Below are 6918 nucleotides of genomic sequence, written 5' to 3'. Positions count from 1 at the left end.
AAAAGATAAAGATGGCAACTCCGTTTACCCCTACAAAAATTTAGAGGCAAACCTGATGTTTGTTACCTTCAGTTATAACTTCAGCGGCATCGATTATTTTAAAGTAAAGAAAAAAAGACACTATATGAAGATGAAAAGTGGTAAAGCAGAGTTTGAAGTGAACTATTAACCAATAAGCCAGATTATCTCTGAACAATTGACTAATACCCTGTCTTCTTTGATCCAGTTTTCCCATACCCCTTGTTAATTGGTTTATAAAGCTTCAAAGCTAGCTTTGAAGCTTTATAGTTTTCTTCTCAGAAGAAAGCGCAATCGGCTAAAGACTCCGGCATTAATTTGCTAAAATAGGTTGTTATGAAACGCCCATCAGGTACCGGTGCCATATACTAATCTGAAGCAACCTGACATTACTCTTGATGTGACTGCACTTATGAAAAAGAGGAAGATTGTAAGCGCAAGTGGGTTCATAATTGAGCTTCAGAAAAATTCTGAAGTTCTTCACACAAGAATTTTTTATTCTGATCAATATCCCGATAACATTACCCGGGGGGTTAAGGCGCCCTGGCGGGATGCGCTGTTTTAGTGATAAAAGAAGACGAAATTCATTAAAAGAATAGAATTACCACCTGGTGAACGGGCTGAAAAATATCTCAATCTCATATAGACTTCTTCCCTGGGGCTTAATGCTGTGGTGCTTAGTGTAAGTTAGCTGGCGACAAGCCGGCTATCGGGCTGATTCGTTAGGTTATTGAATATTGCTTAATATTGATAAACTAAAATTTGGCACATGTATCAGACGATAAGCACCCAATTGGAGAATAATATTCTGACCATTACCATTAACCGCCCGGAAAAGATGAATGCCCTCAACCAGCAGGTACTGGCAGATCTTGCATTGGCGGTAGATGAAGTGTACAGCAACAAGCAAATCAAAGGAGCCATTATTACCGGCGCAGGCGAGAAAGCGTTTGTAGCCGGTGCGGATATCAGTGAATTCCTGACTTTATCAGATAAACAGGGGGAAGAACTGGCCAAGAAAGGCCACGTCATCTTCAAGCGTATAGAAAGCAGTCCTAAGCCCATCATAGCCGCTGTAAACGGTTTTGCATTGGGCGGAGGCTGTGAGCTGGCCATGGCCTGTCATTTCCGGATTGCCAGCGAAAACGCGAAGTTTGGCCAGCCGGAAGTAAACCTGGGGCTGATTCCCGGTTACGGCGGTACCCAAAGGCTTACCCAGCTGATTGGCAAAGGGAAAGCCCTGGAGCTTATGCTCACGGGAGATATGATCAATGCCACGGAAGCACAGGCCTGGGGACTGGTGAATCATGTTTTAAAGCCCGAAGAATTGCTGCCCAAAGCCATTTCCATCTTACAAAAAATACAGACAAAAGCACCGCTGGCAGTGGCCCGGGTAATTAAATGCGCCAATGCCGCACTGGATAAAGACCAGGACGGCTTTGAACTGGAGCTGAAAGAGTTTGGGGCCTGCTTTGCTACAAAAGATCTGCAGGAAGGGGCAGCAGCCTTTATCCAGAAAAGACAGGCGAATTTTACAGGGGAATAGCTTGCAGCCCAAACCGTAAAGCCGTACTTTTGTAGCCTTAAAAGTTTAAGTCATGGAATTCAGAATAGAGAAAGACACAATGGGCGAGGTAAAAGTGCCTGTAAATGCCTATTATGGCGCTCAAACACAGCGCTCCATTGAAAATTTCAAGATCGCGCAGGACATCAACAAAATGCCGAAGGAAATTATCAAGGCATTCGCTTACCTGAAGAAAGCGGCAGCGATCACCAACCTCGAAGCCGGCGTACTGCCTAAAGAGAAAAGTGACCTGATTGGCCAGGTATGCGATGAAATACTGGAAGGCAAACTGGACGACCAGTTTCCGCTGGTGGTATGGCAAACAGGTTCCGGTACCCAGTCTAACATGAACGTAAACGAAGTGGTAGCTTACCGCGCCCACGTTATTCATGGCGGTCAGCTTACTGATAAAGACAAATTCGTTCACCCGAACGATGATGTGAACAAATCACAGTCCTCCAACGATACCTTCCCTACTGCCATGCACATCGCTGCTTATAAAATGCTGTTGGAAGTAACTATTCCCGGCATCACAAAGCTCCGTGACACGCTGGCCAAAAAAGCAGAGGCATATAAAAATGTAGTGAAAATTGGTCGCACCCACTTTATGGATGCTACGCCTCTTACACTGGGACAGGAAATCAGCGGTTATGTAGCCCAGCTGAATCATGGCCTGAAAGCCATCAACAATTCGCTGCCCCACCTGAGCGAACTGGCATTGGGTGGTACTGCTGTTGGCACTGGTATCAATACGCCTAAAGGTTATTCTGAAAATGTAGCAAAGAATATTGCACTGTTAACCGGTTTACCTTTTATTACGGCTGAAAATAAGTTTGAAGCCCTGGCTGCGCACGATGCGATTGTGGAAGCACATGGCGCCCTGAAAACAGTAGCAGTAAGTTTAATGAAGATAGCCAACGATATACGCATGCTGAGCTCCGGCCCCCGCGCAGGTATTGGCGAAATTCATATCCCCGACAATGAGCCGGGATCATCTATTATGCCGGGTAAAGTAAATCCTACCCAGTGCGAAGCCCTCACCATGATTGCCGCACAGGTAATGGGTAATGATGTGGCGATCAGTGTTGGCGGCGCCAATGGCCACTTTGAGCTGAACGTATTTAAACCGGTGATGATCTTCAACTTCCTGCATTCTGCACGTTTAATCGGCGATGGTTGCGTAAGCTTCAACGATAAATGTGCGGAAGGTATTGAGCCAATTGAAGCCAATATCAAAAAACATGTGGAGAATTCCCTGATGCTGGTAACTGCACTGAACACTAAGATCGGCTACTATAAAGCCGCTGAAATTGCGCAGAAAGCCCATAAGGAAGGAACTACCCTTAAGGAAATGGCTGTGAAACTGGGTTATGTAACCCCGGCTGAATTTGATGAGTGGGTAGTGCCTGCAAACATGGTAGGGGAAATCAAGTAAGCACAGATCATATTTGTAGAAGAGAAGAGTCCCGCTGATAACGGGGCTCTTTTTTTATTATCTTCCCTGTAAATAACTACTATAGCCATGGACATACTCTTCTTCAGCGCGCAGCCATATGACATTTATTACTTCAATCAAAGCAACCAGTCGGGCGAGCATCGTTTCCGTTTCCTGGAGGCGCAGTTAAATGAAGATAATACCGCCCTGGTAAAAGAGGAACCTGTTGTTTGCGTGTTTGTGAACGATAAGGTGAATGCTGCTGTAATTGATATACTGCAAAAAAAAGGAGTAAGGCTGATCGCCTTGCGTTGCGCAGGATTCAATAATGTAGATCTCAAAGCTGCCGCTGCAGCAGGTATTAAAGTAGTACGGGTGCCTGCCTACTCGCCCCATGCAGTGGCGGAACATGCCGTTGCTTTACTGCTGGCGCTGAACCGGAAAATATATAAATCGTATAACCGTGTACGTGATGGGAACTTTACACTGAATGGACTGGAAGGTTTTGATCTCTATGGTAAAACAGTTGGTGTGATTGGTACCGGGAATATCGGTGCTGTATTTTGCAGGATTATGCTGGGCTTCGGATGTAAGGTATATGCCCATGATATATATGAGAATGAAGAACTGATGGAGATGGGTGTAAAGTATGTGTCTCTTGATACAATCTTTGCACAGTCGGAGGTGATATCGCTGCATTGCCCGCTGATGGAAAGTACCTGGCATATGATCAATGAACAATCCATTGCTACGATGAAAAAAGGCGTGGTACTGATCAATACCAGTCGCGGTGGTTTAATAGATACGGCCGCAGTAGTGGCGGCATTGAAGGTAGGACATATAGGCGCATTGGGAATAGATGTATATGAGCAGGAAGAGCACCTGTTTTTCCAGAATTTCTCCGGAAGTATTATCCAGGATGATGTGTTATCAAGACTAACGACATTTCCCAATGTGCTGGTAACAGCCCATCAGGGCTTCTTTACAAAGGAAGCGCTCACGCAGATAGCAGAGGTAACGCTGAACAATATACGTAGTTTTGAGAAAGAAGGAATCTTATTAAACGAGGTGAAGTAAGGTATCGATAATAGTACGCAGGCTCAGGATAATAATAAGCACTCCTACCATTATCATGAGTGGTTTGCGTTTTATTTTACGCACCAGAATGGCAGCAAACGGAGAGGCGATCACACCGCCTATCACCAGGCCTGCAATCACCTGCCAGCTGGAAATGCCGGTAAAGATGAGGAACGTGGCAGCGCTGGAAAGCGAGATGAAGAATTCTGCTGCGTTTACAGAACCGATGGTATAATGTACGGTACGGCCTTTACTCAGTAAGGTGGAAGTAACAATAGGGCCCCAGCCGCCCCCGCCGATAGCGTCCAGAAATCCGCCGGCAAAGGCCAGCGGGCCAAGTCTTTTTGTTTTGGTTTTCCTTTTATTTTTCTGGATTCCTTTCCGGATCACAATAATGCCCAGTATGAGCAGGTAAGCGCTGATAAAGGGTTTAATAACGTCTCCATCTATCTTATCGGACAACAGGTAAGCGCCTGAAACAGCGCCGATCATACCCGGTATAAGCAGGCAGAGGAATAGTTTTTTGTTGACGTTGCCCAGTTTAAAATGCGCAAAGCCGGAAGCGCCGGTAGTGAATACTTCTGCCACATGCACGCTGGCGCTGCTAATGGAAGGGGATACACCCAGGCCCAATAACAACGACGATGAAGTGGCGCCGTAAGCCATGCCCAGCGCGCCATCTACCAGTTGGGCGCATAATCCCACGATGATGTAAAACAACAATTCTGTGGTAAAGAGAGAGTGAAAGAACCGGCGTACATCTCCCTGTACAGCATCCGGTACTTCGTAGTAATAGAGGGCTGTTAAACCCGTAACGATCAACAGCGATACAACAGCAATCTGCCACCATTTGAAGGAGGACTGCGGCTTTGCGGAAACGGTGCCGGCAACGGCTGTTGTACGTGTAGTCATACCAGTTATATTTAATGATTTTAAAACAGGGATGCAGTGATATCACTGCATCCCTGCGTTTCAGCAACTATTATTTATTACCTCTCTGAAAAACGTTGTCATACGTTAAACTCAGGTAGTATAACCCACCTATGGTCGGACCGCCAACATACTGGAAGTATTTAGAGTTCAGGATATTGGAAGCCCCCAGTTTAAAGGATGTTTTGATCTTCGGCACACGGTAAGTGATCTGTGCATCTACGGTATTATAGGAAGGCACATCTCCGTTACCAAAGAGGTTCTGCCAGTAGAAGGTATTTTGCCAGTGCCATACTACGTTGAAGCCAATGTTTTTATACACATTGCGGTTACCGATGCTTACATTGGTAAACCAGTCTGGTGTATTAAAGCCGGGGATCAGTGCATCATCCTTTGTTTTATCCTGTGCCAGTTTATTATAGTTGGCATTACCGCTGATGGTATAGCTTTTATACAGATCGTAGGTAACAGCTACCGCAAAGCCGTAGTTGTTAACGGTAGATTTACTGTTAGTCCACACGCGGTAACGATTTTGCTGTGCCTTATCCAGCATCTGGTTCAGCACTGTTTGATCAGGATTGTTAACATTGCCTGTTTTAGGCACTACAGCTTCAATTTGCCCGATGAAGTGTTTGTATGAGCTATAGTAGCCATCTACATCAATAAAGAGCTTATTATCGAGTAATACTGCTTTGTAGCCTGCTTCAAAAGACGTGATCTGTTCAGGAACGATAGGATCCAGGTTAGCTACTTTCAGTACGCCGGCATTTTTGGCGGCAGCTGCTTCTTTGGAAATGTGTTCCGCATTAATGGTTTTATTTACGGCTACGCCAAACGCATCAACAGAACTGGTGAGATAAGAGTTCTTAAAGTAACCCAGTCCTTCTTCAATAAAAGCAAGACCACCTACACGTCTTACCTGTCCATTGTTTACGAAGGAGTATGCTTCAAACAGGGAGGGGAACCGGAATCCGTTCTGCCAGGAGAGACGGAAATTGTGTTTGTCTTTGATGCTGTAAACCGCCGCAATGCGTGGGTTTACTTTACCATCGAACTGTTCGTTTTTATCATAACGAAGGGAGCCGGTGAGCTTTAATGCGTCGTTGAAGAACGTTTTACTGATCTGTGCAAAACCGCCGTATTTACCGTACCATATATGTTTGCCGCCGGGCTCATTGCGTTTATCGAGCGGGCGGGAGAAATCCACGAAGTTATTGCCATCGGGGATGATCTCATAAGTGCGATAATCGGCGCCTACCAGTACATCGGCGAAGTGGATGTATTTACGCAGGTTCCAGGTACCTTCTGTGTGGTAGAAGCGGCTTTTCTGCAGCAATGCTGCCCCACCACTGGTGTTTTCGGGGTTTTTAGAAGTAGGGTAAATATCCCAGTCGTTGATACTTTTTATTTTAGCTACCTGTGCATCAAAGGCAGGTGTGCCCGGAGTCCATCTGCCGGCATCGGCAAAGGAGCGTGCAGCCGCATGGGCGGCCACCAGGTCGGAACCAGCCGTGAGTGCATTATTAAGACCAGTGGTATAATCTGCCAGCCATTTTTTATCTGTTTTAAACGACTTTTCCAGGTTATCCGCCAGCGGGTTCATGTTGTAGGAGTCGCCTGTGTTTTCGATGGAGATATAGGAGCGTACGGTAAAGTCGGGGTGTACCAGTTCCAGTTTTCCGTTTTGCACCGTTACGCCTCTGAGGCCGATACGGTTACCACGCTGGAAGAAACCGTCCATTTCGCCGTAGCGGTAGGAAGCAGAGAGTTCCACTTTGTGGGGTAAGCGGAAGTTGAAGGATACATCTGCCTTTTTGTTTTTAACGGTATAGTCGCCTACGAGGTCTTTTTCCCAGTAACCGGTACGGTGCACAGTGTAGGCGCGGCCGTCTTT

Annotated in this window: 5 protein-coding genes; 3 read left to right on the top strand and 2 right to left on the bottom strand. The window is 46.0% G+C overall.

The annotated features are described in order from the left end of the window. Positions 1-787 precede the first annotated feature (787 nt). The 3 genes from VIM72_RS01300 to VIM72_RS01290 all read left to right on the top strand — a co-directional run bounded on the left by VIM72_RS01300 (position 788) and on the right by VIM72_RS01290 (position 4094). The gene (locus VIM72_RS01300) at positions 788-1564 is read left to right on the top strand and encodes an enoyl-CoA hydratase/isomerase family protein (RefSeq protein WP_332001064.1); all 777 of its coding nucleotides are present in this window, start codon (positions 788-790) and stop codon (positions 1562-1564) included. 52 nt (positions 1565-1616) lie between these two features. Next, entirely contained in the window at positions 1617-3017 is a 1401-nt protein-coding gene (fumC, locus tag VIM72_RS01295) for a class II fumarate hydratase (RefSeq protein WP_332001063.1), read from the top strand. Between the two features lie 87 nt (positions 3018-3104). Beyond that, positions 3105-4094 carry a 2-hydroxyacid dehydrogenase gene (locus VIM72_RS01290; protein ID WP_332001062.1) on the top strand — a complete coding sequence of 330 codons (990 nt, stop codon included), beginning with the start codon at positions 3105-3107 and terminating at the stop codon, positions 4092-4094. On the opposite strand, the gene VIM72_RS01285 is transcribed toward VIM72_RS01290, so the two are convergent. Both VIM72_RS01285 and VIM72_RS01280 read right to left on the bottom strand, forming a co-directional pair. Further along, entirely contained in the window at positions 4077-5006 is a 930-nt protein-coding gene (locus tag VIM72_RS01285; protein ID WP_332001061.1) for a sulfite exporter TauE/SafE family protein, read from the bottom strand. The genes VIM72_RS01290 and VIM72_RS01285 overlap by 18 nt on opposite strands. A gap of 70 nt (positions 5007-5076) precedes the next feature. After that, positions 5077-6918, bottom strand: a 1842-nt coding sequence (locus tag VIM72_RS01280; RefSeq protein WP_332001060.1) for a TonB-dependent receptor, incomplete at its 5' end; no start/stop codon positions are given.

This window comes from Chitinophaga sp. (genome assembly GCF_036569185.1).
GTDB lineage: Bacteria > Bacteroidota > Bacteroidia > Chitinophagales > Chitinophagaceae > Chitinophaga.
The sequence above is the reverse complement of the archived record's forward strand: the minus strand, read 5'-3'. Positions and strand labels throughout refer to the sequence as shown.